Source organism: Lentzea sp. NPDC003310 (assembly GCF_040610935.1).
Lineage (GTDB): Bacteria > Actinomycetota > Actinomycetes > Mycobacteriales > Pseudonocardiaceae > Lentzea.
Genome location: NZ_JBEXNC010000015.1, coordinates 141,206 through 165,659 on the forward strand (window position 1 = coordinate 141,206; position 24,454 = coordinate 165,659).

Consider the following 24,454-nt stretch of genomic DNA (forward strand, 5'->3'; position numbering starts at 1 on the left):
CCGAAGCGCAATCCAGTCGACGGGAGTCGTCATGTCCCGAACCGCTACGACCAGGCGCGCCACCGTCCAGTCCATCGCCGTGGTGGTGGCCGCGGTGTTCACCCTGGTGGGTGTCGCCGGCTTCATCCCGGGCCTCACGACGAACTACGACCAGCTGATGGTCGCGGGCCACGAGTCCGGGGCGATGCTGCTCGGCCTGTTCGCCGTCTCGGTCTTCCACAACATCGTCCACCTCGCCTTCGGCGTCGTCGGCTTCCTGATGTCGCGCACGGTCAACGGCGCCCACTGGTACCTCATCGGTGGCGGGCTGGTCTACCTCGTGCTGTTCGTCTACGGCCTGGTGGTCGACCACGGCAGCGAGGCGAACTTCGTGCCGGTCAACCCGGCCGACAACTGGCTGCACCTGCTCCTGGGCGTCGGCATGCTCGGCCTGGGGCTGGCGGCCGGCCGGGGTCATGCCGCGCGCCGGCGCTGACCGGGTCGTCGTCACGGGCGGTGCGGGCTTCCTCGGCTCGCACGTCTGCGAGGCGTTGCTGGCGGAAGGCGCGCGAGTGGTGTGCGTGGACTCGTTCCGCACGGGCTCGCTGCACAACGTGCCGGCCGGGGTCGGAGTGGTGACGGCGGACGTGTCGCGTCCGCTCGACCTGCTCGGCCCCGTCGACCTCATCCTCCACCTGGCCTGTCCCGCCTCGCCGCCGGACTACCTGCGCACTCCGGTGGACACGCTGCGCACGGGCGGGTTCGGCACCTACCACGCGCTGGACCTGGCGCGTCGCAAGGGATGCCGGGTCGTCATTGCCTCGACCAGCGAGGTCTACGGCGATCCGGAGGAGCACCCGCAGCGCGAAACCTACTGGGGCCACGTCAACCCGATCGGGCCGCGCAGCGTCTACGACGAGGCCAAGCGGTTCGGCGAGGCGATGGCCGTCGCGTTCCGCGCCGAACATGGGGTGGACGCCGGCATCGTGCGCATCTTCAACACCTACGGGCCGCGGATGCGCCCGCACGACGGCCGGATGATCCCCACGTTCCTGCGGCAGGCGCTGGCCGGGGAACCGCTCACGGTGCACGGCGACGGGTTGCAGACGCGGTCGCTGTGCCACGTGGACGATCTGGTCCGCGGTCTGCTCGCGATGGCGCGCAGCGACCACCCCGGACCGATCAACCTCGGCAACCCGGCCGAGGTCACCGTCCTCGACGTCGCGCGCCGGGCGATCGAGGTCACCGGCAGCCGGTCCGAGGTGCGCCACGTCGAGTCCATGGTGGACGATCCGCGCCGCCGCCGGCCGGACATCGCGCTGGCGCGGCAGGTCCTCGGCTGGCAGCCGACGATTTCGCTGGAGGACGGGTTGCGCTCGTTTGTCCGGGAATTCGCCGGGTAGCCGCTCGTCATGCGAGTTCTCGGGATCAACGCGGTGTTCCACGACCCGGCCGCGGCACTGGTGGTCGACGGAGCCGTCGTGGCCGCGGCCGAGGAGGAACGGTTCTCCCGCCGCAACCACGGGAAGCGACCGGTGCCGTTCTCCACGTGGGAACAACCGGAGCTGGCCGCGCGCTGGTGCCTCGAGCAGGCCGGGCTCACCGCCGCCGACCTCGACGCCGTCGCCTACTCCTACGACCCGGACCTGGTGGACGCCGAGTACGCGCCGTGGGAGGAGATGCGCACGACCTACGCGCGGAACGCGCCCAAGTTCCTCGCCACGTCGTTGCCGGGGCTCGATCCCGGGATCGTGCGCTTCGTGCCGCACCACGTCGCGCACGCCGCGTCCACCGGTCTCGCCGCACCGTTCGGCGGGAACTGCGCGGTGCTCGTGGCGGACGGCCGCGGTGAATGCGGTTCGCACCTCGCCGGACGTTACGTGGACGGCGAGCTCACCACCTTCGCCTCGCAACGGTTGCCGCACTCGCTCGGCCTGATGTACGAGGACCTCACCGAGCACCTCGGCTTCCTGCGTTCCAGCGACGAGTACAAGGTGATGGCCTTGGCCTCGCACGCGAAGCCGGTGCACCTCGACCTGATGCGCGAGCACGTGGTGGTGCGCGACGGGGGTTTCGAGACCCGTCCGCTGGACTGGAGCACCCTGGCGAAGCGGCGCGGCAAGGACGACGACCTGACCCGCGAACACGCGGAGCTGGCGGCGAGCGTGCAGGTGCGGCTCGAAGAGGTGCTGCTGGAACTGGCCACGTGGCTGCACGAGCGCACCGGTGATTCCAGGCTCACGATGGCCGGCGGCGTGGCGCTGAACTGCGTGGCGAACACCCGGATCTTCGCGGAAGGGCCGTTCGACGAGGTGTGGGTCCAGCCGGCCGCGGGCGACGCGGGCACGGCGCTGGGCGCCGCACTGCACGTCAGCGAGGACCAGGTGGCGCCCATGCCGGGAGCCGACCTGGGCCGGGGCTTCTCCGACGAGGAGATCGAGGCGACGCTGCGCACGGCGGCCGTGCCGTACCACCGGTCCGATGACATCGCGCTGGAGGTCGCCGAAGCACTGGCCGCGAACAAGGTCGTCGCCTGGTTCCAGGGGCGGTCCGAGTACGGCCCACGTGCGCTCGGACGCCGTTCCCTGTTCGCCAACCCGTGCTTCGCCGAGAACCTGACCAGGCTCAACGACGTCAAGGGGCGCGAGCAGTTCCGCCCGGTGGCACCGATGGTGCTGGCCGACCGCGCGGACGACGTCTTCACCCGCGGCCCGATCCCCAGCCCGTACATGCTGTTCGTGCACGACGTCCGTCCGGAGTGGACCGACAGGATCCCGGCCGTGGTGCACGTGGACGGCACCGCGCGGGCCCAGACCGTGGCGGGGGATCCGTTGCTGGAGCGCATGTTGCGCGCGTTCGAGGAACGCACGGGTGTGCCGGTCGTCGTGAACACCAGCCTCAACACCGCGGGCCGTCCCATGGTGGACACCCCGCGCGATGCGCTGGAGTGCTTCGGCTCCTCTCCGGTCGACCTGCTCGCCATCGGCCCGTTCGCGGTGCGGCGATGAACTACTCCGTCGTCATCCCCACCGTCGGCCGGCCGAACCTGGACGTCCTGCTGGACGCGCTCGTCGAGGGCACCGGCCCAGAGCCGTGCGAGATCATCGTGGTGGACGACCGCGCGACCGGCCTCGGCCCGGCCGCGGCGCGCAACACCGGCTGGCGCGAGGCCAGTGGCGACTGGGTGGCGTTCCTCGACGACGACGTGGTGCTCGCCCCGGACTGGAAAGCCCGGCTGTGCGCGGATCTCGCGGAGCTGCCGGCCGACGTGGGCGCGAGCCAGGCGCGCATCGTGGTGCCGTTGCCGGGAGGCCGCCGCGCGACCGACGCCGAACGCGGCACGGCGGGCCTCGCGACGGCCCGCTGGATCACCGCGGACATGGCCTACCGGCGCGAGGCGCTGGCCCGCGCGGGCGGCTTCGACGAACGGTTCCCGCGCGCCTACCGCGAGGACGCCGAGCTCGCCTTGCGCGTGCAGGACCTCGGCTACCGGATCGTGCGGGGCTCCCGGGTCACGACACACCCGGTGAAGCCCGCGACCTTCCTGACCAGCGTCCGCGACCAGCGCGGCAACGCCGACGACGCGTTGATGCGCAAGGTGGTCGGGCCGAGGTGGCGGTCCCGCATCGGCGGCCGGAGCGGCCGCCTCCCGCAGCACGTGCTGACCACCGCGGCAGGTCTGCTCGCCGTCCTCTGCGCGGTGGCCGGCCGGCGCCGGCTCGCGGGGGCGTTCGGCGCGGTGTGGGCGGGCCGGACGGCGTGGTTCGCGGCGGCGCGGATCGCGCCGGGACCGAAGAGCGGGGACGAGGTCGTGCGGATGGTCGTCACCAGCGCGCTGATCCCGCCCGCCGCGTGCTGGCACCGGCTGCGCGGCGAGCTGAGGCACCGGCGGGTGCGGCCGTGAGGATCCTCGTGCTCCGGGCGCTGGGGCTGGGCGACCTGCTGACGGCGGTGCCCGCGCTGAGAGGGCTGCGCGCGACCTACCCGTGGGCGGAGATCACCCTGGCCGCGCCGGCCTGGCTCGCCGACGCGGTGGCGCGCATCGACGCCGTGGACCGCCTGCTGCCCACCGAGGAGCTCGGGCCGATCGACTTCGACCGGCCGGACCTCGCGGTGAACCTGCACGGCGTCGGACCGCAGAGCATCCTGCGGCTGATGGCCACCCGTCCGCGCCGGCTGATCACCTACGAGTTCGACGAGGGCGAGCGCCACGAGGTGCTCCGGTGGTGTGATCTGCTGCAGCGCAAGGGCATCCGGTGCGACCCCGACGACCACCGCTTGGCGCCCGTCGGCCCGCACGCCGGTCCGATCGTGCTGCACCCCGGCGCGAGCACCGGTGCGCGGCGGTGGCCCGTGGAGAGGTTCGCGGAGCTGGCCGAGGCGCTCGGCCCGGACGTCGTCGTGACCGCCGGACCCGGTGAGGCAGGCCTCGCCCGCCAGGTCGGCCGCGGCGTGCTGTCCGGCACGCTCGCCGAGCTGATGGACCTGGTCGCCACCGCGCGCCTGGTCGTCTGCGGGGACACCGGCATCGCCCACGTCGCCACCGCCTACCGGACGCCGTCGGTCGTGCTGTTCGGACCGGTGCCGCCGCGGCTGTGGGGACCGCGCCGCGGCCCGCACGTGGCGCTCTGGCACGGCACGACCGGTGACACGTTCGCGCAGCGCCCCGATCCGGGACTGCTGCGGATCACCGTCGACGAGGTCCTCGACGCCGCGGGAGGTGTGCTGTGCGGATCGGAGTCATCGGAGCGGGTTACGTCGGCCTGACGACGGCCGCGTGCTTCGCGCACCTCGGCCACCGGGTGACGTGCGCCGACGTGGACGGGGCGAAGATCGAGGCCCTGTCCGCGGGCGAGGTGTCGCTGCTCGAGCCGGGCCTGCCGGAACTGGTGGCGGAGGGGCTCGCCGGCGGACGGCTGGAGTTCGTGCTCGGCAATGCTCTGTCCGATGTGGACTTCACGTTCGTCTGCGTGCCGACGCCGGAGGGACCTGACGGGGCGGCCGACCTCACCGCGGTGAACGAGGTGCTGGGTCGTGCGGTCCCCACGGTCGTGCTCAAGTCGACCGTGCCGGTCGGGACGGGCGCGGGACACCCCGGCGTCGTGTCGAACCCGGAGTTCCTGCGCGAGGGCCACGCCGTCGAGGACTTCCTGCGGCCGCAACGGATCGTGGTCGGCGCGCGGGACGAACGCGACGCCCGCGAGGTCGCCGCGCTGTACGAGCGGACCCACGCCCCGGTGGTGCTCACCGACAACACGAGCGCGGAGCTGGTGAAGTACGCGAGCAACTGCTTCCTGGCGCTCAAGCTGTCCTACGTCAACACGTTGGCGGAGCTGTGCGACCAGCTCGACGCCGACATCGACGGCGTCACCGAGGGCATGCGGCTCGACGACCGGATCGGCGGGTCGTGCCTAGCCCCCGGACCGGGTTGGGGAGGGTCGTGCCTGCCCAAGGACACGCTCGCGCTGCTCGCCACCGCCCGGGACGCGGGCGTCGACTTCGCCACCCTGGAAGCGGCCATCACGACCAACCGCGGCCGGCCGCACCACGTCGTCGGCGCCGTCCGCGCCGAGCTCGGCACCCTCGCGGGCAGGAGGATCGCGGTGCTCGGCCTCGCTTTCAAGGCCGGGACCAACGACCTGCGCGACTCGCCCGCGCTCACCGTGGCGGACCTGCTGGCCGGGGAGGGCGCCGAGCTCGTCGCCTACGACCCGTGCGTGACCGCGGAACTGCCCGGCATCACCGTGGTGGGCTCCGCCGCCGAGGCCGCGACCGGGGCGGACGCCCTCGTCGTGCTCACCGAGTGGCCGGAGTTCGCCGAGCTGGACTGGCCGGACCTGGCCGGACGGGTGCGCCGGCCGCTGATCGTCGACACCCGGCGGGTCGTGCCGGAGGACAAGGTGACGCAGGCGGGCTTCCGGCTGGTCAGGAGTTAGGCCTTGTGTTGGGAGTTCCGTCGGGCGGTAGTGGCGGCCGAAGGCTCCTGAGGAGACTCCGCCGCAACGCTCGGACACGCCCGGTACGAGGGCGTCGCGGCGGCACCGCCTCCGCCTCTCCCACCCGCGCCTGCCACCGGACGAACCCGCTGGTCAGCAGCTCGCTGGTCAGCAGGTCGCTGGTCAGGAGTGGGGCACGCCGAGGTGGACCACCTTCGTGGTGGTCATCTCGTCGAGCAGCTCGGGGCCGTAGCCGAACCCGGTGCCGGACGCACCGCGCGGCTGGGCGGCCCCGCCCGGCGCGCCGCCGAAGACCGCGTTGACCTTCACCGTGCCGACCGGCAACGCCCGCCAGGCGCGCTGGGCGTGGTCCATCGACGCCGTCAGCACGGTCGCCGCCAGGCCGTAGTCACCGGAGCACGCCTCCGCGAGCCCCTCGTCGAACGACGACACCACCTGCACGGGCGCGACCGGCCCGAACGTCTCCTCGCGCATGACCCGCATCGCGCCGAAGCAGTCCGCCAGCACGGTCGCGGGGTAGTGGGCGCCGCGGCCGGGTGGCACGACGCCGCCCACCAGCGCTCGGGCGCCGTCCGCGACCGCGTCGGCCACCTGGCCGTGCACGAGGTCGCGGTGGCGTTCGTCGACGAGCGGCTGCGGGTCGGTGTTCCACTCCCGGGCCTGCGCGCACAACGCGTCCAGGAAGGCCGGGGCGATCGCCTCGTGCACGTAGATCCGCTCTACCGAGGTGCACAGCTGGCCCGCGTTGGTGAACGCGCCGAGCGCCGCCTGCGCCGCCGCCCACCCAGGGTCGACGTCCTCGTCGACCAGCAGCGGATCGTTCCCGCCGTTCTCCAGCAACAGCTTCGCCGAGGACGAGGCCGCGATGGCCCGACCCGTCGCGGTGCTGCCGACGTGGGCGACGACGTCGACCTCGGGGGAGCGCACCAGTTCCGCGCCGACCTTCCCGTCACCCGTGACGGTCTGCAACACCCCGTTCGGGAAGCACGTCCCGACGACCGCGTCGAGCAGCCGGCCGGTCTGCGGGCACCGTTCGCTCGGCTTGTGCACCACGGTGTTGCCCGTGACGACGGCCGCGCCCAGGAGTCCGCACGCCACGGCGACGGGGTCGTTCCACGGTGTCAGCGCCACGACGACACCGCGCGGTTCGGGGACCATGAAGTCGACGGCGGAGCCCAGCAGCGACCGTCCGCGGTGGACCGGGCCGAGCTCCGCGTACTGCTCCAGCGTTCCCGCGCCCGCCAGCACGCCCTCGAGCGCGGAGTCGAACGGCCTGCCGGTGTCCTGCTCCACTGCGGATGCCAGCTCGCGCGCCCGCTGTCGCAAGGCGCCCGCCGCCTTCCGCACGGCCGCGCCGCGGTCGGCCGCGGCGGTGGCGGCCCAGTCCGGGAAGGTCTTCCGGGCAGTGGTCAGCGCGGTGGCCGGCATGGCGGTCATGGCAGGCGGGTACCCCCGAGGTCGCGCCGAAACCTCGGAGGAAGCCATGCCCGGACGTGAGGAACTGCCCAGCACGCTGGCCCGTTCGTCCCGCAAGGCCCAGGAGACCTGGATCAAGACGCACGACTCGGCGGTCGAGACCTACGGGGAAGGGGAGCGCGCGCACCGCACGGCGTTCGCCGCGGTGAAGCACAGCTTCGAGAAGGTCGGCGACCACTGGGAACCCAAGGCGGAGAAGGGCCCGTCGGACGCGCAGGCCGAACGCGGAACGCCTGCTCAGGGCGAGACGGCGGGCGGGGTCGACGCGAACGCGAGCAAAGAACACCTTTACGGCATCGCGAAAAGGCTGAAGATCGAAGGTCGTTCGCGGATGAGCAAGGCCGAGCTCGTCGAGGCGATCCAGAAGGCGAACGACCGCGCCACCGCGCGCGCGAGGTCGTGACGCGGCGTCGACCAAACGCCGAGAACCGCTTCGCCGAGTAGCGTTTCAAGCCGTTTCTCACGGCTAACTCTCCTCTATGGACGAGCCTTTCGGCGCGGTGCTGTTCGACCGCGACGGCACTCTCATCGAAGACGTGCCGTACAACGGTGATCCGGCCCGCGTCACCCCGATGCCGGGAGCCCGCGAGGCGTTGCGCACCCTGCGCGCCCGCGGCCTGCGCACCGGTGTGGTGAGCAACCAGTCCGGCATCGGCCGGGGTCTGCTCACGCGGTCCCAGGTCCGCGCCGTGAACGCGCGGGTCGAGGAACTGCTCGGCCGCTTCGGCACCTGGCAGATCTGCCCGCACCGGCCCGACGAGGGCTGCGTGTGCCGCAAACCCGCGCCCGGCCTGGTTCTGGACGCGTGCGAGGCCCTGGGCGTCGAACCCGCCCGCGTGGTCGTGGTGGGCGACATCGGCGCCGACGTGGGCGCCGCCGAGGCAGCCGGCGCGACCGCCGTCCTGGTGCCCACGGCGGTCACCAGGCGGGAAGAGGTCGTCGCTGCCGCCAGGACCGCGCCGAACCTCGCCGCCGCGATCGAGCTGATCTTGTGAGGACGCTCGTCGCACGACTCGACAGCGACGGCGACGTGCTGCTGGCCGGACCCGCGGTCCGCGCGGCGGCCGCGGCGGGCGAGGTCGTCCTGCTGTGCGGCCCGCGAGGCGTGCGGGCGGCGGAACTGCTGCCGGGCGTCACGCGGATCGTCGAGTGGGAGTGCCCGTGGATCGCGCACCCGGCCCCCGACGTCCGGCCGTTCGACGTCGAGGCCGTGACCGCGTTGCTGCACGGTGTCCGCGCCGACGTGGCCCTGGTCCTCACCTCGTTCCACCAGAGCCCGCTGCCCCTCGCGCTGGTGCTGCGGCTGGCGGGCGTGCCGAGGATCGTCGCGCGCTCGACCGACTACCCCGGATCGCTGCTCGACGTGCGGCTGCGCGACGACCCGGACGTCCCGGAGGCGGTGCGTGCGCTGGAAGTCGCGCGGGCGGCGGGGTTCGAGCTGCCCGAGGGCGACGACGGCCGGCTGGCGGTCGTCGATCCTCCGCCCTCACCCCTGGACCACCCGTACGTGGTGGTGCACCCCGGTGCGTCGGCGCCCGCCCGCACCTGGTCGCCCGACCGGTGGGCGAAGGCCGTGGTCGCGCTGACCGCGGCCGGCCACCGCGTCGCCGTGACCGGCGGTCCGGCGGAGGCCGGGCTGACCGAGCACGTCGCGGGCGCGTGCGGAACCGATCTCGGCGGGCGCACCAGCTTCCGCGACCTGGCCGGTGTCCTCGCGGACGCCGACGCCGTGGTCGTGGGCAACACCGGCCCCGCCCACCTCGCCGCCGCGGTCGGCACGCCCGTCGTGTCGCTGTTCGCCCCGGTGGTGCCGGCCCTCCGGTGGGCACCGCACGGGCGGCACGTGCTGCTCGGCGACCAGAACGCGCCCTGCCGGGGCACCAGAGCGCGGGACTGCCCCGTGCCGGGACATCCGTGCCTCGACCTGGTCGACCCGGCCGCGGTCGTGCGGGCGGTCGAGGAGTTGACGACGTGAGGATCTTGCTGTGGCACGTGCACGGTTCGTGGACGCACGCCTTCGTGCAGGGCGGCCACGACTACCTGGTGCCAGGACCGCCGGAGGGCATCGGTCTCGCCGGACGCCCCTGGCGCGCCGAAGAGGTGAGTCTGTCCGAAGTGGACTGCGACGTCGTCGTGGTGCAACGGCTGGAAGAGCTCGCGATGGTACCGGCTGGGGTTCCGGTGGTGTACCTCGAGCACAACACGCCGGCCGCGCCGGGACAGGAGCACCCGCTCGCGGACTGGAACGGGACCCTGGTCCACGTCACGCACTTCAACGACCTGATGTGGGACTGCGGCACCACCAGGACCGTGGTGATCGAGCACGGCGTCGTCGACCCCGGGCCCCTCTACACCGGTGAGCTCCCGCGCGCGGCGGCGGTGATCAACGAACCGGTCCGGCGCGGCCGGATCGTGGGCGCGGACCTCCTGCCGAGGTTCGAGCCGGTCGACGTGTTCGGCATCGGCACCGAGGAGATCGGCGGGAAGGGAGACCACGGACTTGAAGCGCTGCATCGGGAACTCGCTCGTCGCCGCCTCTACGTGCACCCCGCCCGGTGGACGTCGCTCGGCCTGTCGCTGCTGGAGGCGATGCACCTCGGCCTGCCGGTGGTCGCCCTGGCCTGCACGGAGGCGGTGCGCGCCGTGCCGCCCGACGCGGGCGTGGTCTCCACGGACGTCGAGGAGCTGGTCCGCGCGGCGCGGGCGTTGATCGCCGACCCCGCCCTGGCGGCGGAACGAGGACGACGGGCCCGCGAGTTCGCGCTGGCCCACTACGGGCTCGACGCGTTCCTGCGCAACTGGGACGTGCTGCTGAAGGAGGTGATCGGATGAGGATCGCGATGGTGTCGGAGCACGCCAGTCCGCTCGCGGCTTTGGGAGGTGCCGACGCGGGAGGGCAGAACGTCCACGTGGCCGCTCTCGCGGCGGCGCTGGTGCGGCGGGGACACGAGGTCTCGGTGTACACCAGGCGGGACGCGCGCGGGCTGCGGCGCCGCGTCGGCACCCGGGACGGCTACGAGGTCGTGCACGTGCCCGCCGGACCGGCGGAGCAGGTGCCCAAGGACGACCTGCTGCCGCACATGACGGAGTTCTCCCGGTTCCTCGCCGACGACTGGCGGGACACGCCACCGGACGTGGTGCACAGCCACTTCTGGATGTCCGGGCTCGCCACGATGATCGCGGTGCGGCGACAGCGGATCCCGTTCGTGCACACCTACCACGCCCTCGGCACGGTGAAGCGCCGTCACCAGGGGGCGCGGGACACGAGCCCGGCCGAGCGGATCGCGGTCGAGCGGCTCGTCGGCTACGAGGCGGACGCCGTCGCGGCGACGTGCGACGACGAGGTCGAGGAACTGCTCGTGATGGGCCTGAAGCGGCACAAGATCACGGTCGTGCCGTGCGGGGTCGACACCGAGCTCTTCTCGGTCGGTGGGCGGGTCCGGCGCAAGACCGCGCCGCACCGGGTGGTGTCGGTCGGCAGGCTGGTGCCGCGCAAGGGGTTCGACGACCTCATCGCGGCGCTGCCCCGTGTGCCGGACACCGAGCTGGTCGTCGCGGGAGGTCCGGCCGACCTCCGCGCCGATCCGGAGGCGCGACGGCTCCGCGCGTGCGCTTCGGCCCACGGCGTGGCGGACCGCGTGCACCTGATCGGTCAGCTGGCGCGCACCGCGATGCCCGCACTCCTGCGCTCCGCGGACGTCGTGGCGTGCGTGCCCTGGTACGAGCCGTTCGGCATCGTGCCGTTGGAGGCGATGGCCTGCGGTGTGCCGGTCGTGGCCACGGCGGTCGGAGGCCTCAAGGACACCGTGGTGCACGGCGTGACCGGTGCGCTGACACCACCGAAGGACCCGCGGTCGCTGGCCCGTGTGCTGCGCGGTCTGCTGGCCGACCCGTCCCGGCGGATGGCGTGCGGGATCGCGGGCCACGACCGGGTGAACGTGTGCTACACGTGGGCGGAGATCGCCGCCCGCACCGAGCTCGTGTACCAGCGAACCCGTGCCCGCGACAGCCTGGCGGTGGCCCCGTGACGCTCGAAACCCACCTCGACGGATTGACCGGCACCCTGGCCGGCCTGCGTGCCCAGGCGCCACGCCTGCACCGCTGGGGCACCTCGCTCGCACGGGTGCTCGTGGCCGGTGGCCGGGTGCTCGCGGCGGGCAACGGCGGCTCGGCGGCGGAGGCGCAGCACCTCACCGCCGAGCTCGTCGGCCGCTACCGGCACGACCGCGCTCCGTTCTCCGCGCTGGCGCTGTGCGCCGAGACCTCCAGCGTCACCGCGATAGCCAACGACTACGGCTACGACCAGGTGTTCGCGCGCCAGGTCGCCGCCCACGCGCGACCGGGCGACGTCGTGGTCCTGCTGTCCACCAGCGGCCGCAGCCCCAACCTCGTGGAGGCCGCGCACGCCGCGAGGCTCGCCGGCGCCCGCGCGTGGGCGCTGACCGGCCCGCTGCCGAACCCGCTGGCCTCGGTGGCCGACGACGTCCTGGCGCTGCCCGGCGACGCCTGCCACGTGCAGGAGGCGCAACTGGTGGCCGTCCACGCCCTGTGCGAGGCCTTCGAGGCCGCACTGCCGTCCGCCCACCGGAGGGTGTCGTGAAACTGGTCGTGGTCGGGGACTCCCTGCTCGACGTCGACGTCGAGGGGACCGTGGAGCGCGTGTGCCCGGACGCACCGGCACCGGTGCTGGACGTGACCGCCGAACACGCGCGTCCTGGGGGCGCGGCGCTGGCGGCGACGATGGCCGGCCGGGACGGCGTGGACGTGACGCTGGTGAGCGCGCTGTCTGAGGACGCGGCGGGGGAGCGGCTGCGGTCGCTGCTGGCGGTGCCGGCGGTGTTCGGCCGGGTCGACTCCGTGCCGGTGAAGACGCGGTTGCGGTGTGGCGGAACGTCTTTGGCCCGGATGGACCAGGGTGGCTCCGGCGTCCCGCGGGTGACCGACGACATGCTGGACCTCGTGCTGTCCGCCGACGTCGTGCTGGCGTCGGACTACGGCCGGGGCCTGCTGCGCGACGAGCGGCTGCGGTCGGTGCTCGCCCGCGTGCCGGTCGTGTGGGACCCCCACCCGCGTGGCCCCGCGCCGGTGCCGGGGGTGCGGCTCGCGACGCCGAACCTGGCTGAGGCGCGTGCTTTCAGCGGTGTGGCGGACCCGGACGGTGCCGCCGCGGAGTTGCTGTCGCGGTGGCGGGCACGTGCGGTGGTGGTGACGATGGGCGGGGACGGGGCTCTGCTGCACTGCGGGGGCACGCCGGTGGCGGTGCCCGCGCCGTCCGTGGTGGTGACGGACCCGTGTGGGGCGGGGGACCGGTTCGCGGTGACCGCGGCCGTGTGCCTCGCGGCGGGGGCCGCGCCGGACGAGGCGGTGGACGAGGCGGTGCGGGCCGCCGCGGAGTTCCTCGCCGGAGGTGGGATCGCGGGGATGCGGCGGGGCGGTGGAGTGCTGGGCGGTGGAGTGCTGGGCGGTGCAACGGGAAGGCGTCGGGCTACTGCTGCGGACGTGTCCCGTGCACGCATGGCCGAGCCGTCTGCTGCGGACATGTCCCGTGCGCGGCTGCCCGGGTCGGCTGGTGCGGACGTGTCCCGTGTGCGGATGCCCGATCCGCCTGGCGCGGACGTGCCTCGTGCGCGCATGCCCGTGCCGTCTGGTGCGGGCGTGCTCCAGAACTCGCCCGGTCCGTCCGTTGTGGACGCTGTGCGGGCCCGAGGTGGCGTCGTCGTGGCGGCGGGCGGGTGTTTCGACGTCCTGCACTCCGGCCACGTGCGCATGCTGGCCGCCGCACGCGCCCTCGGCGACTGCCTGGTGGTGTGCCTCAACTCCGACTGGTCCGTGCGCCGCCTGAAGGGCCCGGACCGGCCGGTCAACCGCGAGGACGACCGCGCGGAGGTGTTGCGCGCGCTGGACTGCGTCGACGACGTGGTCGTGTTCGGCGAGGACACCCCGGAGAACGTGCTGCGGCGGCTGCGCCCGGACGTGTGGGTGAAGGGCGGCGACTACGCCGCCGAGCTGCTGCCGGAGGCCGACGTGGTGCGGTGCTGGGGCGGCCGGGCGGTCGTCGTGCCGTACCACCGGGGGCGTTCCACGACAGCGATTCTGACGAGGAGGGCTTGATGCTGGGCAACGTGCTGGTGACCGGAGGCGCGGCGGGACTGGGGGCGGCGGTGGCCGACGCCGTGCGCGAGCACGGCGGAACCCCGCTGGTGCTGGACAAGTCCGCGCCGGCGCACGGCGAGTTCGAGCTGGTCGACCTGTCCGACGGCCGTGCCGCCGAGGCGGCGGTCGAGACGCTGGCCCGGCGGCACGGTGGTCTGAGCGCTGTCGTGACCGCCGCCGGGACGGACCGCTGCGGCACGCTCGCCGAGGTGCCGGCGAAGGAGTGGGAACGGGTCGTGCAGGTCAACCTGTTCGGCACGGTCGCGGTGATCCGCGCGGCGCTGCCCCACCTCGACGGCGGGCGCGTGGTGACGGTCGGGTCGACGCTCGGGCTGCGGGCCGTGAGCGACGCGACCGCCTACTGCGCCTCGAAGTTCGGCGTCGTCGGCTTCACCCGCGCGCTGGCGGCGGAGACCGCCGGGCGGATCGGGGTGACGCTGGTGGTGCCGGGCGGGATGCGGACGGGGTTCTTCGACGACCGGACCGAGCAGTACCGGCCGAAGGACCTGTCCAAGCTGAACCCGCCGGACCGGGTGGCGGCGGCGATCGTGTTCGCGCTGACGCAGCCGCCGGAGTGCGAGGTGCGCGAGCTCGTGATCGCGCACGCCGAGGAACCGTCCTGGCCCTAGACCGGCTCGGGACCGGTGAACGAGACCGGCTTGCCGGTGGCGCGGGCATAGGCGATCTCTCGGCATGTGGACTCGCCGACGTACCCGCCGGGGTTGACGACCAGCACCCGGTCCGCCAGGTCGATCTTGCGCAGGTGCAGGGCGTCCAGCGCGGCCTTCTGCTCGGCGGTGACCACCTCGTCGGCCTCGCCCGGCGCCACCACGATGATCCCCGCGAAAGTCAGGTCCCGGTTCGCCGCCCGCATCTCGGCGGTGAACCGGGTGGACCCGCACAGGCAGACGATCTCGGGCCGATCCGGCAAAGCGTTCCTCCGCCTCGAAATGTGTGCACGAACCCTATCGCGCACGAAGGCGGGGCACCGCGACTGCGATGCCCCGCCCTCATGTCACCGGTCCGACGTCTGGTCGACGATGGTCGTGCCGGACTCGAGCTTGATCCCGCCGACGCTCTCCACGAACCGCGGGGAGCCTGTCACCTTGTCGGTTGCAGCAGTACTTTCTGAGCCCCGTGTTGCTTCTTCTGGAACATCTCGTAGGCCCGCGGCGCCTCTTCGAGCGGAAGGCGGTGGGTGGCGAAGTCGTCCACGCCGAGCGGGTCGTCGGTGCCGGCGAGCAGCGGCAGGATGTCGTCCGTCCAGCGGTGGACGTTGGCCTGTCCCATGTGGAGCCGGATCTGCTTGTCGAACAGCTCCATCATCGGCATCGGGTCGATCATGCCGCCGTACACGCCGGACAACGAGATCGTGCCGCCGCGGCGGACCGCGTCGATGGCCGCGTAGAGCACGCTCAGCCGGTCGATGCCCGCCTTCTCGGTCAGCAGCGCGCCGGCCGCCTGCGGCAGCAGGGACACCAGGTTGTGCGCGATGCGGGCGGCCGGGGCGCCGTGCGCCTCCATGCCCACCGCGTCGATCACGGAGTCCGCGCCCCGGCCCGCCGTGAGCGCGCGGATCGCGTCCCCGATGTCGTCGTGGTCACGGGTGTCGAGCACGGTCGCGCCGTGCGCCTCGGCCCGCTTGAGCCGCTCGGGCACGAGGTCCACACCGATCACGAGGCCGGCGCCGCGGTGCTGTGCGATGCGAGCGCTCATCTGACCGACCGGGCCGAGGCCGAAGACGACCACCGAACCGCCCTGCGGGATCTCGGCGTACTCCACGGCCTGCCAGGCGGTGGGCAGCACGTCGGACAGGTAGACGAAGCGGTCGTCCGGCGGGCCGTCCGGCACCTTGATGGGGCCGTACTGCGCCTGCGGAACGCGCAGGTACTCGGCCTGGCCGCCCGGCACCTGCCCGTACAGCCGGGTGTAGCCGAACAGCGCCGCGCCCTTGCCCTGCGAGGTCACCTGCGTCGTCTCGCACTGCGACTGCAGGCCGCGCTCGCACATGAAGCAGTGCCCGCACGAGATGTTGAACGGCACCACGACGCGGTCGCCGGGTTTGAGCGACGTGACCTCGGCGCCGACCTCCTCGACGACGCCCATCGGTTCGTGGCCCAGGATGTCGCCCTCGGTCATGAACGGGCCGAGCACCTCGTACAGGTGCAGGTCGGAACCGCAGAGACCGGTGGAGGTGACCCGGATGACGGCGTCGGTCGGAGACTCGATCCGCGGGTCGGGCACGGTGTCGACGCGGACGTCGCGCCTGCCGTGCCAGGTGACCGCCTTCATCAACACTCCTCTTGGCAGAAAGCAGAGTTGTCGGCCGGGTGCCCGCGAAAACGCCGTTCAAACACTCCCGAACGACGTTGTTTCAAGGCTTTGCGGCGAGCCGACTCCACGCTCGTGATGTTGCTCAAAGCGCGAGGTGTCTACGCGCCACAGGAAGACACCGCATTTCTCCTGGAGGCGCTGCGCGACGCGGCGGTTCCCGCGGGCGGCCGCGTGCTCGACATCGGTACCGGGACAGGTGCCCTCGCCCTGGCGGCGATGCGGTCCGGGGCCGCCGAGGTGACCGCCGTCGACGTGTCCCGCCGTGCGGTGTGGACGGCGCGCATGAACGCCGCGATCCACCGCCTGCCGATTCGCGTCCGCCTGGGCAACGTGCTCGACGTCGTGCGCGACGAGACGTTCGACCTGGTGCTCGCCAACCCGCCGTACGTGCCCGCGGACTGCGCGGCACGGGGTCCCGCCCGTGCGTGGGACGCCGGTCTGGACGGGCGGAGCCTGCTGGACCCGCTGTGCGACAGGGCTTTCGACCTGCTCGCGCCCGGAGGCGTGCTGCTGATGGTCCACTCGGCACTGTCCGGAGTGGACGAGACGGTGCGCAGGCTGCGCGACAGCGGGTTGAAGGCCGCTGTGGTGCAACGCCGGCTGGTGCCGTTCGGGCCGGTGCTGCGGTCGCGGACGGCGTTCCTGGAGGAGCGGGGCCTGATCGAGCCCGGCCAGCGAGAAGAGGAACTGGTGGTGATCCGCGGTGACCGCGCCGAGCTCGCGCAGGGTGACGATCGTGCCGAACGGGCCTGTGCTGGTTGAGGGTCCCGTCGAGCTGGTCACCGACGACGGGGTGACGCACACCAGCGACCGGTTCGTGGTCGCGGTGTGCGCGTGCCGCCGCAGCAAGCGCTACCCGTTCTGCGACACCAGCCACCGCAAGCGGGTGCGCGACGACGTCGAGTGATCCGTGATGGACGAAGGCGCACACCGCGAGCGGTGTGCGCCTTCTCGTGTGCGCTACCCGTTCTGCGGTACGAACAATCGCGTCCGCAGGGACGACTCGCCCGCCTCCCAGGACGACAGCAGGTGGGACGCGAGACGGGACTCCAGCAGTTCCGTGGCCTGGATGCCGAACACGACGTCGGCGCGCAGCTCCGGTTCCTGCTCCAGCAAAGACCCGATGACGTCGTTGCGCATGATCTGCTCGTGCACCGCGTCCGCCTCGATGTGCTCGGTGAAGAACTCGACGCAGCGGGGATCCGCTTCCAGCCGGGTCAGCGCCTGCGCCATCCGGTGGGCACTCGGCGCCGTGGTGATCTCGGCGGCGGCGAAGTGCCCGACCAGCGCGCCGCGCAACGACCGGTGCAGGCCGAACAGCGACATCATGTTGACGATCGCGATGGCCGGCGCGGGCACGTCGTCGAGGTACCGCAGGTAGTCCGAGGACATCCCCGCGCCCTCCAGCAGGTCGGCGTAGAGGCGCGAGTGCATGCGGTCGGCCTTCCCGCCGCCGAACTCGTCGAACTCCACGGCCACCAGCGCGGCCTTGGCCCTGCCGCGCAGTCGAGGGATGACCCACGCGTGCGGGTCGGCCTCCTTGTGGTGGTAGACCGAGCGGTGCGCGAAGTACTCGCACATCTGCTCCCAGGTCCCGTGGTCGCGCAGGTGGTGGGAGACGCCGTTGCCGGGAACGTGCTCGACCAGCAACGCGCCCAGCTCGCCGTCGAGGTCGTCGCCACCCTCCACACCGGACCGCAGGTCGTCGAGGAACACCTTCTCGGCCTGGGCGCGCAGCCGCAGCAGATCCGGGTCCCACTCCCAGTCGGGATCGACGCCGTCGACACCGCCGTAGTGCAACTCGTACAACGTGTACAGCGCGATGGCTAGGTCCTCGCCGCGGGGATCGGCCGGGACGAAGTCGATCGCTCCGCCGCCGGGCGCGCCGCTCAGCGCCGCGACGACCCGTTCGGACAGAGGACCACGAGGTGAGGGAAGCTCCACCCGGAAGTCATACCCGGCCCGCGACCAGCCCATGCACGAGCTCGAGCTCACCTCGCGCCTTCAACGCGGCCGCCACGGTCTCGAGGAGGTCGTCGAGCAACGCCGTGGCGGGCACGCGGCACTCGCGCCACGGGTCGACCGCGGCGCCGTCGATGCCGTACCTCGACGCCGTCCACACCGCCGCGGCGAGCACGTCGTCGCGCACCGCCGGAGGTTCCTTCCCGGCGCGGACGTCCTGCCACGCGGTGTGCACGAGCGCGCGGGACAGCGCCGCCTGCAGGACCGCGTCGTTCACCTCAGCGGCGGCGTCCGCGACCCGGAACTCCACCGTCGGCACCTTGGACCCCAGACGCACCAGCCAGAACGTCTGCGCCGTGTCCACGAGCGTCCCGCACGCCACCATCCTCGCGACGTGGGCGTCGTAGTCCGCCGCGTCGCGCAGCAGCGGAGGCGCGCCGGAACCGGGGAAGCGGGACTGCAGCACCATCCGCCAGCTCGCGTAGCCGCGGTCGGGGGAGTTCGCGGACAGGGCCAGCAGCGTCGGCAGCCACGGCCGCACGTGGTTCATGACCGCGACGCCCGCGTCGCGGTCGGGCACCCCGACGTGCACGTGGCACCCCGACGCCTCGTAGTCCTCCACGACACCGGCGTACGCGTCGAGGACCTGGTGGAACCGCGCGCCGGGCGCGACCACCGGGTGCGTCGACACCTTCGGCGGCGTGCCGCGCGAGAGCAGTTCCAGACCCTCCTCCGCCGCGGCCGAGGTGAGCGCGGCACGGGCGTGCCCGAGCGCCTCGCCGAGCGCGGTCATCTCGGTGCACGGTCCGGTCGCGGCCTCCACCTGGGTCCCGGCCAGCTCGGCGTGGAACTTGGTCGTGCCGCTGTCCCGCACCCTCCCCAGCACCGCGGCGGCGCGCATCACCGTGCGCCGGGAGGCCGGGTCGACGAGCAGGAACTCCTCTTCCACACCAACGGTGTCGGCACACGCTGCGGCCAAGTGACCCTCTCCGCTCTTTCGGGGGACGTCGCGCAGAGCGGTTACCCCCGCACCGGCGCGCTACCCGCCGAGTTCGCGCCGGCGCGCCGCGACGGTGCGGGCGATCTCGACGAGCTTCGTGTTGAGCTCCTGCGAGGTCGTGCGCAGCAGGTAGAAGGCCTCGTCGGCACTGATGCCCTGGCGGTGCATGAGGATGCCCTTCGCCTGGCCGATGATGTCGCGGCTCTCGATCGCGCGACGCAGCTCGCCCTGGCGCTGGTCGGCCTTCTCGGCGAGACGCGCGTGGGCGAGCGCGAGCGAACCGTGCGTGGCGAGCAGCACCGCCATCCGGGCGTCCGCGCTGGTGAGGCCGTCCGGCCGGGAGGAGTACACGGTGAGCGCGCCGGTGGCGTCGTGCAGGCCGGTGCAGACCAGCGCCCGGCGGCCCTGTGCGACGGCGGCGGCGGAGAACTCGGGCCACCGCTCGTCGGCGGCGAGGTCGTCGCAGATGACCTGGCCGGACTCGTCCGGCGCGACGACGTCGAGCCCCGGCCCCCGCCCGGTGACCTCCTGGACCTGGTCGAGCTCGACCGCCGCGCCGGAGGTCGACGCCGCCGTGACGAGGTGCCCGGCGGAGCCGCGCAGCGTCACGCTGACCAGGTCCGCGCCGGGGATCACCTCGCGAGCGGTGCGGACGACGTGGTCGAGCGCCGCCTCGGTCGTGGCCGCGTCCAGCAGGGAGCCGGTCAGCGCCTCGAACTGGCCGAGCACCGCGTCGGTGAGCCGGTCGTGGTCCGCGGCCGGGCGCAGGGTGCGGCGGGCGGGCTCGTCGTCGCGCAGCGTCTGCTGCGGCGTGACGCCGTACGTGGCGAGGTAGTGCGCGGCGAACGCGGCCGGTCGGTGGTAGCCCCACCGCGTCGCGATCCGGCCGACAGCGGTGTCGTCGACACCAGAGGCGCGCAGTTCGGCCCGTGCGCCGTCGAGCCGCACCCGCCGCAGGTGCGCCATCGGTGTCGTGCCGAGGTGGTGCTGGAACGCCTGCTCGACGCTGCGCGGGGAGACGCGCGCGGCGGCGGCGATGTCGGCGAGCCCGATGGGGCGGTCGGCGTTGGCGTCGATGAACGCGACCGCACGTTGCAGCGCGCCGGCGTGCGCGTCCCGGCCGGCGAGGTCGGGTTCGTGCCCGGACGCGGTGGTGGGGAAGGCGTTCAGCACGGCGGCCGCGAGGTACTGCGTCGCGGTCGCCACGACCAGTTCGTTGTCGCCGATGCCCGGCACGGCCAGCACGTCGTCGCGCAGGTGCGCGATGGCGCGGCGGACGTGCCGCGCGCTTCCCGCGTCGACCGCGTGGTGGTCGAGCAGCCGCACCGGCTCGCCCGCGATCTGCTCCAGCAGCGCGGGGTCGAACATCGTGATGTCGTAGCGGGCTCGGCAGATCCGGCCGGCGTAGCCGCGGTCGGGCGGGGAGAAGGAGAACAACTCGCCCGCCCCGAACGCCTCGGCCTCCCGCCAGCCGTCGACGCGGTGGCCCTCGATGGTCCCCTCGTGGATGTCGCACAGGCAGATCTGCCCGAGCGGCTGCACGTCGTAGGTCATCTCGAACGCCAGGTCGAGCCGGTCGATGCTCACGCTCCCGGTCGCGACCCTGGTGATGTGCGCGCCCGCCGCCCCGGTGGTGCTGCCGATCCGCATCGGCGCGTAGGACGCGCTGAGGAAGTCCTCGGTGGCCCCCAGGTCGGTGCTGTCGAACGCCAGCGTGTTCACCGCGGAGCCGAACCCGCTGGTGGTGGTCCGCGGGGTCTTCGCCGCGTCCGCCAGCGACTTGGCGAACGTCTTGTGCCGGGAGATCGAGTGCTCCGGGTCGAAGAGGTCCAGCACGGCCTCCGCCGCCACACCCGACGGTGACATGACGAACGAGCACCCGCCGCCGTGCCGCACGACCGACCCGGCGAAGTCCATGACGACGCGGGCCGTCGCCACGGCGAGCAGCGTGACCTGCCGGAGGTCGAGCACGACGTGCGCGGGGGCGGGCGGGGCCTCGGCGATCAGCGCCTCGGAGAGGGACACGGAGTCGTGCGGCGTGTCGGGAAGCACCAGCACCGTCACGGTGCCGATCCGTTGTGCGCTGATCTCCACGTGCCGCATCCGGACTGTCCCCTTTGGCGCTCGGTCTCCTTCACGATCGCTGGCTGCTCAACGAAGCTCCAGCATGCTCGACCTGCGGCGGCTTGTCGACTCGCACGGGGAGTTCGACCATCCGGGAGCGCCGCCGCCCGGACTGGTGAGATCATCTCCACCACCCGCCGCCGACGGACAGCGGCACGGTCCGGGCAATCGGTTCGCGACAGGTGGTTTGAAGCCCGTGCGGCCTGGGTACCACGCACGGGCACTATGTCCCGAGGCAGGGAAGAGCAACCGCGATGACTGACCCGGCCGCGCGTTCGTCACCTCTCGCGGTGAGCACCATCCCTGTGAGCAGCGGATGAGCTCACCCGACGACCCCGCGCACCCTCCCGTCCTCGATCTGCCGATCGGGCGCGACGTCGTGCTGACCGACCTGCGCCACGACGTCGGCAAGGCCCTCGTCGGCCTCGGCGAGGACCACGTCTACGACGTGCTGCTCGTCGTGACCGAACTGGTGAGCAACGTCCTGGACCACACCACCGGCTCCGGCCGGCTGCGGCTGCTGCGCCGCATCACGCCCTGCGAGGTCACCGTCGAGGTCGACGACGCCTCCACCCAGCACCCCGTCTACGGCCGGTCGCGGCTCGGCGAGAACCGGGGCCGGGGGATGGTGATGGTCGAGAGCGCCAGCAGCGAGTGGGGCATCACCCTGCTGCCCGAGGGCAAGACCGTGTTCGCCGTGGTCCCGTGCGTCTGAGCCAACCGCCTGCGGTACCCGGTGGAGATCGAGCCAAACCTTTGTGCGGAAAGGAGTTCGAGCGCTCGGCGGACACGCCGGGAGGTGAGAAGATCGTCCGGTCGGCGGAGGACGGAGGCGTGATGGCCCGGCAGGAGAGCTCGCTGCGCTGGCGCGTCCTCGACGCCGTCACGGACGCGTCGCTCAAGGACCTCGGTCTCGACGGGCTGCTCGAGGTCCTGCTGGAACGCACCCGCGAGCTCCTCGACACCGACACCGTCACGGTGCTGCTGCTCGACCGCGGCGCCACCCACCTCGTGGCGAGGGCGACCGCGGGTTTCCAGGAGGAGGTCTTCCAGGGCGTGCGCGTGCCGGTCGGCAAGGGCTTCGCGGGCCGGGTGGCCCAGAGCGGCAACCCGGTGCAGATCGAGCACGTCGACGAGTCCACAGTGGTCAACCCGCTGCTGTGGGAGCACGGCCTGCGGGTGCTGCTCGGCGTGCCGATGATCGCGGAGGGGGAGCTGATCGGCGTCGTCCACGTCGGCAGCACCACCGCGCGGCGGTTCTCCGAGGAGGAGGTCGACGCCCTGCGGCTGGTCGCGGACCGGCTCGCGATGGCCGTCTACGTGGACCGGATGCGGTCCGAACGCACCGCGGCCGCGCTCCTGCAGGAGAGCCTGCTGCCCCCGAGCCTGCCGAGCACGCGGGGCTGGGAGCTCGCGGCCCGCTACGTGCCCGGCGCGGGCAGCAGCGTCGGCGGCGACTGGTACGACGTGTTCGAGCTGCCGGGCGACCGGATGGGCGTGGTGATCGGCGACGTCGTCGGCAGCGGGCTGCGCGCGGCGGTCGTCATGGGCCGGCTGCGCAGCGCCCTGCGCGCGTACGCCCTGGACTACCCCGATCCCGCCGACGTGCTCGCGAAGCTCGACCGCAAGGCCAGCCACTTCGAGCACGACACGATGGCCACCGTCGGGTACGCCGTCGTCGACCGCGCCTCGCACCGGATGCGGGTCTCGGTCGCCGGACACCTGCCGCCCGTCCTCGCGCTGCCGGGACACGCGGCGGCGTTCGCCGACGTGCCGGTCGACCCGCCCGTCGGGTTCGACCTCGCGACCAGCGGCCGCCGCGGCACCGACATCGACCTGCCGCCCGGCGCGCTCCTCGTGCTCTACACCGACGGTCTGGTGGAACGGCGGGACCAGGACCTCGACGCAGGACTGGAACGGCTGCGCGGCGTCGTCACCGCGACGGATCCGGAAGCGCTGTGCGCGCAGATCATGGCGACGATGGTGGGGGACCGGCCGGCGGCCGACGACGTCGCACTCGTGGCGCTCCGCCACCGCTGAGCCGTCTCGCTCGGCGGTGGGCCACCCGTCAGCCGGGTCGGCAACCCCGCGGATCACCAGGGCTGAGCCGTCTCCGGGTCTCTCACCCGCGCCCACCACCGGACGAAGGCCGGAAGTCCCTGTCCGTCCACTGTGGAGGAAGGCGGTCCCGGGTGTGCGACACCCAGGACCACCCTCACGGCCTCAGGACACGATCTGCGCGGCCTCGGCGGGGACCTCCACCACGCGGGAGTAGACGGTGACGAGCTCGCGCGCGAGCCGGTCCCGCGAGTACCGCGCCTGCGCCCGGTCCCGGGCGGCGATGCCGAACTGGTCGCGCAGCGCGGGATCGCCGAGCAGGCGCGTCAGGGTCCGGGCCAGCGCGTGGGTGTTGCCGGCGGGGACGTGCACCCCGGTGACGTTCCGCACGACCGCGTCGGCCAGCACGCCGACCTCGGTGGCGACGAGCGGGACCCCGCACGCCATGGCCTCCAGGGCCGTCCGGCCGAACGGCGCGCTCTCGGGCGTGCACACGACGACGTCGGCCGACCGCAGCAGCGCGGGCCGGACGGAGCGTGCGACCTGCCCGGCGAGGGCGACCCGCTTCGCCACCCCCGTGCGGCGGGCGAACGCGGTCAGCTCGCTCGCCTCCCGGCCGGCGCCGATGACCACCAGTTCGGTGTCCTCCAGCGCGGGCAGCACGGAGACCAGCTCGGCGACACCCCGGCTCGACTCGGCATTCGCGACGGACACGATCCGGTGCGGCGCCTTGCGGCGGGCCACCGCGCCGTCCGGGTGGAACAGGTCCAGGTCGACGCTGCCGGGCACGATCCCGATCCGGGCGCGGTGCACGCCCGTCCTGGTCAGCTCGGGCACCTCGGCGGCGCTGGTGGTGACGAACCGGGCCACGCGGCGCGCGAGCAGCTTCCCCGCGCTGCGCAGCGGTTCGCGCGTCTCGCCGCCGTGGACGGAGTGCACGACCGGGATCTCCGTCCCGTGCGCGCCGAGCACGGCGGCCAGTCCGGCCATCCAGCCGTGCGAGTGCACGACGTCGGGCCGGCTGAGCCGCCACTCGTCGGCCAGGAACTCCGCGAGGGCGCCCAGGTGCGGTTCGGTCTCGGCCTCGTCGAGCGGTGCCGGCGGTCCCGCCGGCGCGAACACGACCTCGTAGCCGTCCGACGTGCGGACGCGGCCGGGCGAGGAGGCGTCCGTGCGACGGCGGAACAGCGTGACCTCGTGGCCCTGGCCGTGCAGCGCGACCGCGAGCTCCGTGACGTGGGCCTGCTGTTCCGGCGAGCGGGTGGGAACGTCCACCAGGGCGATTTTCAGGCAACGGGAAGGATGTCGTTCAGGCATGCCGGTGACTCCCTTGTAGGGGTGGTCCACCGGGCTTCCATCTCAACCCGACGCACTGGGGATGCTCCCCACCGTAATCGTGATCTTGGCGGCC

The 24,454-nt window shown here is 73.1% G+C and carries 25 protein-coding genes; 18 read left to right on the top strand and 7 right to left on the bottom strand.

Translation table 11 applies throughout. The features are described from left to right. Positions 1-31: 31 nt before the first annotated feature. Genes ABZX02_RS29810 through ABZX02_RS29835 form a run of 6 tightly spaced genes read left to right on the top strand, consistent with a single transcriptional unit; the run spans position 32 to position 5,915 of the window. Positions 32-475 (top strand): DUF4383 domain-containing protein, encoded by a 444-nt coding sequence (locus tag ABZX02_RS29810; RefSeq protein WP_355302922.1) that lies wholly within the window; start codon positions 32-34, stop codon positions 473-475. Continuing rightward, complete coding sequence (locus ABZX02_RS29815) at positions 456-1,382, top strand: NAD-dependent epimerase/dehydratase family protein (RefSeq protein ID WP_355302924.1); 927 nt, start codon at positions 456-458, stop codon at positions 1,380-1,382. The genes ABZX02_RS29810 and ABZX02_RS29815 overlap by 20 nt, the downstream gene beginning before the upstream one ends. A 9-nt stretch (positions 1,383-1,391) precedes the next feature. Next, entirely contained in the window at positions 1,392-2,987 is a 1,596-nt protein-coding gene (locus tag ABZX02_RS29820; RefSeq protein WP_355302926.1) for a carbamoyltransferase C-terminal domain-containing protein, read from the top strand. Further along, positions 2,984-3,883 (top strand): glycosyltransferase, encoded by a 900-nt coding sequence (locus ABZX02_RS29825; RefSeq protein WP_355302928.1) that lies wholly within the window; start codon positions 2,984-2,986, stop codon positions 3,881-3,883. The genes ABZX02_RS29820 and ABZX02_RS29825 overlap by 4 nt, the downstream gene beginning before the upstream one ends. Continuing rightward, positions 3,880-4,746 (top strand): glycosyltransferase family 9 protein, encoded by an 867-nt coding sequence (locus tag ABZX02_RS29830; protein WP_355302930.1) that lies wholly within the window; start codon positions 3,880-3,882, stop codon positions 4,744-4,746. Before ABZX02_RS29825 ends, ABZX02_RS29830 begins: the two co-directional genes overlap by 4 nt. Further along, entirely contained in the window at positions 4,707-5,915 is a 1,209-nt protein-coding gene (locus ABZX02_RS29835) for a UDP-glucose/GDP-mannose dehydrogenase family protein (protein ID WP_355302932.1), read from the top strand. Before ABZX02_RS29830 ends, ABZX02_RS29835 begins: the two co-directional genes overlap by 40 nt. Positions 5,916-6,098: 183 nt before the next feature. On the opposite strand, the gene ABZX02_RS29840 is transcribed toward ABZX02_RS29835, so the two are convergent. Continuing rightward, positions 6,099-7,364 (bottom strand): aldehyde dehydrogenase family protein, encoded by a 1,266-nt coding sequence (locus ABZX02_RS29840; protein WP_355303119.1) that lies wholly within the window; start codon positions 7,362-7,364, stop codon positions 6,099-6,101. 55 nt (positions 7,365-7,419) lie between these two features. Here ABZX02_RS29840 and ABZX02_RS29845 point away from each other — a divergent pair, with 55 nt between their 5' ends. The 8 genes from ABZX02_RS29845 to ABZX02_RS29880 all read left to right on the top strand — a co-directional run bounded on the left by ABZX02_RS29845 (position 7,420) and on the right by ABZX02_RS29880 (position 14,194). Continuing rightward, on the top strand, positions 7,420-7,815 hold the full coding sequence (locus ABZX02_RS29845) for a ChaB family protein (protein WP_355302933.1): 396 nt from the start codon (positions 7,420-7,422) through the stop codon (positions 7,813-7,815). Between the two features lie 76 nt (positions 7,816-7,891). Beyond that, positions 7,892-8,407: an HAD family hydrolase gene (locus ABZX02_RS29850; RefSeq protein ID WP_355302935.1), complete on the top strand. Its 516-nt coding sequence runs from the start codon at positions 7,892-7,894 to the stop codon at positions 8,405-8,407. Further along, on the top strand, positions 8,404-9,387 hold the full coding sequence (locus tag ABZX02_RS29855) for a glycosyltransferase family 9 protein (protein WP_355302937.1): 984 nt from the start codon (positions 8,404-8,406) through the stop codon (positions 9,385-9,387). Before ABZX02_RS29850 ends, ABZX02_RS29855 begins: the two co-directional genes overlap by 4 nt. Beyond that, positions 9,384-10,244 (top strand): glycosyltransferase, encoded by an 861-nt coding sequence (locus tag ABZX02_RS29860; protein WP_355302939.1) that lies wholly within the window; start codon positions 9,384-9,386, stop codon positions 10,242-10,244. The genes ABZX02_RS29855 and ABZX02_RS29860 overlap by 4 nt, the downstream gene beginning before the upstream one ends. Beyond that, positions 10,241-11,440, top strand: a complete 1,200-nt coding sequence (locus ABZX02_RS29865; RefSeq protein WP_355302941.1) for a glycosyltransferase — start codon at positions 10,241-10,243, stop codon at positions 11,438-11,440. The genes ABZX02_RS29860 and ABZX02_RS29865 overlap by 4 nt, the downstream gene beginning before the upstream one ends. Continuing rightward, positions 11,437-12,012: an SIS domain-containing protein gene (locus ABZX02_RS29870; RefSeq protein ID WP_355302943.1), complete on the top strand. Its 576-nt coding sequence runs from the start codon at positions 11,437-11,439 to the stop codon at positions 12,010-12,012. The genes ABZX02_RS29865 and ABZX02_RS29870 overlap by 4 nt, the downstream gene beginning before the upstream one ends. Then, on the top strand, positions 12,009-13,523 hold the full coding sequence (rfaE2, locus tag ABZX02_RS29875; RefSeq protein ID WP_355302945.1) for a D-glycero-beta-D-manno-heptose 1-phosphate adenylyltransferase: 1,515 nt from the start codon (positions 12,009-12,011) through the stop codon (positions 13,521-13,523). The genes ABZX02_RS29870 and rfaE2 overlap by 4 nt, the downstream gene beginning before the upstream one ends. Then, the gene (locus tag ABZX02_RS29880; RefSeq protein ID WP_355302947.1) at positions 13,523-14,194 is read left to right on the top strand and encodes an SDR family oxidoreductase; all 672 of its coding nucleotides are present in this window, start codon (positions 13,523-13,525) and stop codon (positions 14,192-14,194) included. Before rfaE2 ends, ABZX02_RS29880 begins: the two co-directional genes overlap by 1 nt. Here ABZX02_RS29880 and ABZX02_RS29885 read toward each other — a convergent pair. Both ABZX02_RS29885 and ABZX02_RS29890 read right to left on the bottom strand, forming a co-directional pair. Beyond that, entirely contained in the window at positions 14,191-14,496 is a 306-nt protein-coding gene (locus tag ABZX02_RS29885) for a hypothetical protein (RefSeq protein ID WP_355302949.1), read from the bottom strand. The two genes, ABZX02_RS29880 and ABZX02_RS29885, sit on opposite strands and share 4 nt — an antisense overlap. A gap of 170 nt (positions 14,497-14,666) precedes the next feature. Then, positions 14,667-15,857, bottom strand: coding sequence for a zinc-dependent alcohol dehydrogenase (locus ABZX02_RS29890; RefSeq protein WP_355302951.1), 1,191 nt, complete (start codon positions 15,855-15,857; stop codon positions 14,667-14,669). A gap of 114 nt (positions 15,858-15,971) precedes the next feature. Here ABZX02_RS29890 and ABZX02_RS29895 point away from each other — a divergent pair, with 114 nt between their 5' ends. Further along, positions 15,972-16,661, top strand: a complete 690-nt coding sequence (locus ABZX02_RS29895) for a HemK2/MTQ2 family protein methyltransferase (RefSeq protein WP_355303121.1) — start codon at positions 15,972-15,974, stop codon at positions 16,659-16,661. Then, positions 16,603-16,806, top strand: coding sequence for a CDGSH iron-sulfur domain-containing protein (locus ABZX02_RS29900; RefSeq protein ID WP_355302953.1), 204 nt, complete (start codon positions 16,603-16,605; stop codon positions 16,804-16,806). Before ABZX02_RS29895 ends, ABZX02_RS29900 begins: the two co-directional genes overlap by 59 nt. A gap of 53 nt (positions 16,807-16,859) precedes the next feature. Here ABZX02_RS29900 and ABZX02_RS29905 read toward each other — a convergent pair whose 3' ends face one another. From ABZX02_RS29905 to ABZX02_RS29915, 3 genes are read right to left on the bottom strand one after another with little or no spacing between them, the layout of a single operon-like run. Then, complete coding sequence (locus tag ABZX02_RS29905) at positions 16,860-17,876, bottom strand: iron-containing redox enzyme family protein (protein ID WP_355303123.1); 1,017 nt, start codon at positions 17,874-17,876, stop codon at positions 16,860-16,862. Continuing rightward, positions 17,851-18,840, bottom strand: coding sequence for a YbdK family carboxylate-amine ligase (locus ABZX02_RS29910; RefSeq protein WP_355302954.1), 990 nt, complete (start codon positions 18,838-18,840; stop codon positions 17,851-17,853). Before ABZX02_RS29910 ends, ABZX02_RS29905 begins: the two co-directional genes overlap by 26 nt. Before the next feature lie 60 nt (positions 18,841-18,900). Then, complete coding sequence (locus ABZX02_RS29915; RefSeq protein ID WP_355302956.1) at positions 18,901-20,964, bottom strand: ANTAR domain-containing protein; 2,064 nt, start codon at positions 20,962-20,964, stop codon at positions 18,901-18,903. 337 nt (positions 20,965-21,301) lie between these two features. On the opposite strand from ABZX02_RS29915, the gene ABZX02_RS29920 reads away from it, so the two are divergent. Then, positions 21,302-21,700 (top strand): ATP-binding protein, encoded by a 399-nt coding sequence (locus tag ABZX02_RS29920; protein ID WP_355302958.1) that lies wholly within the window; start codon positions 21,302-21,304, stop codon positions 21,698-21,700. Between the two features lie 122 nt (positions 21,701-21,822). Continuing rightward, entirely contained in the window at positions 21,823-23,025 is a 1,203-nt protein-coding gene (locus ABZX02_RS29925) for a GAF domain-containing SpoIIE family protein phosphatase (RefSeq protein ID WP_355303125.1), read from the top strand. 183 nt (positions 23,026-23,208) lie between these two features. On the opposite strand, the gene ABZX02_RS29930 is transcribed toward ABZX02_RS29925, so the two are convergent. Further along, positions 23,209-24,318, bottom strand: a complete 1,110-nt coding sequence (locus ABZX02_RS29930; protein ID WP_355302960.1) for a glycosyltransferase — start codon at positions 24,316-24,318, stop codon at positions 23,209-23,211. Positions 24,319-24,454 lie beyond the last annotated feature (136 nt).